Raw genomic sequence first — 3,966 nt, 5'->3', positions numbered from 1 at the left:
GAACCCGGAAGCTAAGACCCACAGCGCCGATGGTACTGCACCCGGGAGGGTGTGGGAGAGTAGGACACCGCCGGACATAAATTGAGAAGAGCCCCAGCCACTGGCTGGGGCTCTTCGTCTTTAACAACCAAAACACAGTCACACCCCAAACAGCAGAAGCCTCCACCGCCTATGGAGGCTTCACCCCTTTAACGGGCTTCGTTTCAGCGAGTCCCGTGGATTTGACTCAAGATTGACGGGTCGGTGACCTTGTGGTCGTTCATGAGCATGAACGCTTTGGACAGGATTGTTGCCAGCCTTCCAGCCTTCTCCTCGAAGGGGAGAAAGATGCGCTCAGAGGGGGATCTTGGTGCCTGCACGATGCAAAGGTAGGAGTCATCCGGGTCCATCAGAATGTTTCCCGATCCGAGGTGGATCTTGTAGGTGCGATGTTTACCGCGCACGATGAGGTGGCGGTCCGTCAATTGGCAGCACTCAGACAAAATCGTGCGGGGAAGGATTTCACTTAGATATTCATGTCTTGACTGTGCCGTTTCCGAGAGTTCCTCTGTGTGGGATCCGCCCCAGTAGTCTCTGACGAGGCCGTTCGGGTGGTCTGCCCAGTCCGGGTCCGGTCCAATTGCGGCCACTGAGGTAAAGAGGTCTACGTCGCGCATGGCTTCGCTAAACACGGCCCGAGGTACTTCATCAAGGGCTATTGACTCCCAAGTGTCCCGCGCAATGCGCCGCTCGAACCACACCCGGTTGGTTGAGCATAGCGTTGCGCGCTCTGTCTCCAGCTCGAGAAGTTCGATGCTGAAGGCCGCTCTCAGCTGCTCGTCAGGAAATTCGGCGTACAGCTTGGTGTCCTGGCCGCCGTCCCAAGGACCCAATTGGGTGCCATGCCACTCGCGGTTCTTCGCAATCGCCTGCGCACGAGCATAGTCAAGAACGTGCGCGGCGTAACGGTTGGAGTAGTGTCCAGTCTCCTGCTCGGCTGGAGTCAGTAGATAGAGTTCCCGGTATACCTGCCTGAACGGTTGCCTCAACCGGTGCTGCAGTTGGTGTGAGCGCCAGGAACGAACTTCACTGACGCTCCGTGCCCACGGTTTCCAGAGAACTACGGTCGCGTCGCCGGAGATGCTGTGTGCTTCGCCTTGGAGTCCCACCAATTCCCAACCGCTGTCCTCATTAGTGCGCCGAGGGTACCCGGAAAACTCTCCTTCCCCTACAGTGATCGTCCACAGCAGGTCGCTGGCAATACTTCTGACCACGGGGTGTTCCAAATAGCGCGTCCGGAAATTGTCGCCGGTCCACGCCCGCTCGGAAGCCATAAGCCGTTCGAGCCGGCGACGCTGGATGGCCAGGGCCTTCTTGGCTTCACTCGTGGCGAGTTTTACAGTGGACAACTTAGGAGAGTTCTTTAGTTGAGCCGGCATCGCCCCCGGTTCTCCCTCCGCTGTGAACCATTCCACTTTGACAGCAGACGCTCCCTGTCCGTTGGTCAGGGAAATCTTTGCCACGTACCCTTCGATTTCGAAGCTCTTGGCTCCCGCCGCGTCCAGCCCCAGATCAGGAACAGCTGTTTCCAACAGCTCGGAGGGCGAGATGCCTCTTGCTGCGGACAGTTGGTCGATGACGTTCACCAGGCGTTTGTGCAGGTGCTTGTTCTTGACCACGTCCCGGATATGCGTGAGTGCTCCGACGACTTCAGTGGTGGCGGTCTCGTGGCTCTTGGCGATTTCCAGGAGCGCCTCCACGCCGGCATTAGCCCCTGTTGCGGACCGGCAAACTCCGTTCTTGCCGTTGTGACCGGCGCCTAGATAGGCGGCCGCATCACGGATGAGCTGAATGTGTGCCGGAGCATCGTGCTGGAACGCGAGGAGCCAGAGGGCGGCGCGCAAGACCGATCCCAAGTGCGGACTAACACATGAAATCTCGCCTAAGTCTGCCGTGGGCCTGCGCTCAGCAGCCAGACCGAGTAGAACCTGAGCGACCCCCAATGCTCCCGGCTGCTCCGCGACCCGCAAATCTGCTGCGCGTTTCCACTTCGCCGTGGGCTTCGGACCGGTCAGCTCGCTCATGAAGAGTAGTAGCCGTGCGGCCTGGTGTTCCGGCATGACCGACGTCACTGCATTGCGTACTGAGGGGCCGAAGTCGTCGTCATCAGCTATGTACTGCAAAGGGATGCGGCCGTCTTCCTCGCTATCGTCGAGCAGCAATTCGCTAAATTCGCGAATCTTTGGATGCAACCCCGGCCCATCCCGAAAATCAGTGAGCAGCATGGCTTCCAATCGGCGGGTCGCCGCCGGAACTTTGAGTCGCTCAGTGGGTTTCAGGGCCAGGATTGGCTGGTGAAACGCACTGCGCCATGAAGGATAGATGTACCGGGAGTAGGGCACGTGGGAAAGCATCCAATCGAGCTCCTGGGCGCACCAGTCCAGTGGAGGCAGTGCCGAAAAGATGTTGAGTGCCTGCTCGATCGGTGGCAGCATGTGCACACGGCCAGCCGGGATGCCGAAAGGCTCGTAATACCTATCGGCGATCCCGTACCTGTGTTCGTGCACGTGGTCGAAGGTAAACGCAAATGCCCCCTTCTGCCCATCCGGGTCGAGATCCTCAAGGTACCTGGCAAACTGCTCCCGGTATTTTTCCAGGCCCTTCCCGTCACTTGCCCGAGTGAAATGTGGAGTCATGAAGAAACTAAGGAGCTTGTGGCATTGCTCATCAGCCAAGGCACGCAGGCTTTCGGGCATCGCGAGGCCTCCCTCTGAGCCGACCAAATTGCTCATCCTCCCACCAGCGGTACTAGCTTGATGAAGACGGCTTCGATGGCCGCGAGGACGTTGACTTCGTCTGACAGGTTGCAGACCTGTCGGCCATCAACCATCACGAAGAACGAATTCCGTTCGAAGCCTTTAATTGCCGTGTCAGCGTGCTGCTCCCACTTCACGGGCTCGTTGTCTGGTGCCCGGTGGCCAAGACCATTGAGTTCTCTTTCCTTGACGGAAGGCTTCACCAGTCCGGGGAACCTTCCAGCCCCTTTAGTGGCGTTGTAACGCGCGACTTCCTCGCGCACGCGCCAGCGGATTAGCTCTTCCACTGAGATGACATCCGGTAGCCCGGACAGCTCAAGCTGCTCCAAGGCTCCGGCGCCGGGTACGCTTTCATCGCAGATTCGCAATGTCGCCATGAGGGTCCCACCAATCGACTAAGTATTTTCCGCATCGTATAAGGCAGGTCCGACAGTCTGGATACCCGGGGGTCGGTTACGCCTTCGCCTCTTTGGCGGCTGCCTTGGCCGCTTGTTTGTTGGCGCGCACTTTGACCAGGGAGTCCGGGTCCACAATGTCGGCAACCGAGAGGTAAGAGCCCTCGTCGCCGTAGTGGCCGGCGGCTGACCGCCATCCGTCGGCCTGCAGCCCGCATTGTTTGCCCAGCAGTGCCAGGAAGATCTTTGCTTTCTGTTCGCCGAAGCCCGGCAATGCCTTAAGTCGGCTGAGTACTTCGGGGCCGTCGGGGCTCCCGCTGGTCCAAATGGCAGCTGCGTCCCCATCCCAGTCCCGATGTACTGTCTCGGCGAGAGCCTGGACCCTTGCGGCCATGGAGCCCGGGAACCTGTGGACGGCAGGGCGCTCCTTGAAGACTTCAATGAAGCCGGCGGGGTCGTAGTCGGCGATCGTGCCGGGTTCCAGGGAGCCCAGACGGGCCCGGATTTTCTCGGGCCCGGCAAATGCTGACTCCATGGTGACTTGTTGATCCAGCAACATGCCCGTCAACAACGCAAAGGCGTCGTCACTGAGCAGCTGGTCCGCGGCGGCATCTCCTGTGATGTGCAGTTCCATGCGTCCCATCCTCCCACCACAAAGAAGCTCCGTCATTGGACGTCCAGCAGTCGATGATCCGCTGCGGAGTATCCGGCCTGGCTCACTACTAACCCAGGGCGCTCGACGGCGGTTTGGCGGGGTTTGGTGGGGTTTGGGGTGT

3 protein-coding genes are annotated in these 3,966 nt (G+C 59.5%); all 3 read right to left on the bottom strand.

The features are described 5' to 3' along the window. Positions 1-203 precede the first annotated feature (203 nt). Positions 204-2,771 carry a DUF4132 domain-containing protein gene (locus CQ020_RS23855; protein ID WP_105694310.1) on the bottom strand — a complete coding sequence of 856 codons (2,568 nt, stop codon included), beginning with the start codon at positions 2,769-2,771 and terminating at the stop codon, positions 204-206. Continuing rightward, complete coding sequence (locus CQ020_RS23850; RefSeq protein ID WP_105694309.1) at positions 2,768-3,172, bottom strand: hypothetical protein; 405 nt, start codon at positions 3,170-3,172, stop codon at positions 2,768-2,770. The genes CQ020_RS23855 and CQ020_RS23850 overlap by 4 nt, the downstream gene beginning before the upstream one ends. A gap of 76 nt (positions 3,173-3,248) precedes the next feature. Next, positions 3,249-3,833: an HhH-GPD-type base excision DNA repair protein gene (locus CQ020_RS23845; RefSeq protein ID WP_105694308.1), complete on the bottom strand. Its 585-nt coding sequence runs from the start codon at positions 3,831-3,833 to the stop codon at positions 3,249-3,251. Positions 3,834-3,966: the final 133 nt, after the last annotated feature.

Origin of the sequence: Arthrobacter sp. MYb23, assembly GCF_002979775.1 — a bacterium.
In the GTDB taxonomy this organism is placed as follows: domain Bacteria; phylum Actinomycetota; class Actinomycetes; order Actinomycetales; family Micrococcaceae; genus Arthrobacter.
Note: the sequence above shows the minus strand (reverse complement) of the source record. Positions and strands in the feature narration are given on the sequence as shown.

Coding starts and splice junctions, on each gene's coding strand:
- CQ020_RS23855 (WP_105694310.1), bottom strand. CDS start 2,771: ATGAGCAATTTGGTCGGCTCAGAGGGAGGCCTCGCGATGCCCGAAAGC.
- CQ020_RS23850 (WP_105694309.1), bottom strand. CDS start 3,172: ATGGCGACATTGCGAATCTGCGATGAAAGCGTACCCGGCGCCGGAGCC.
- CQ020_RS23845 (WP_105694308.1), bottom strand. CDS start 3,833: ATGGGACGCATGGAACTGCACATCACAGGAGATGCCGCCGCGGACCAG.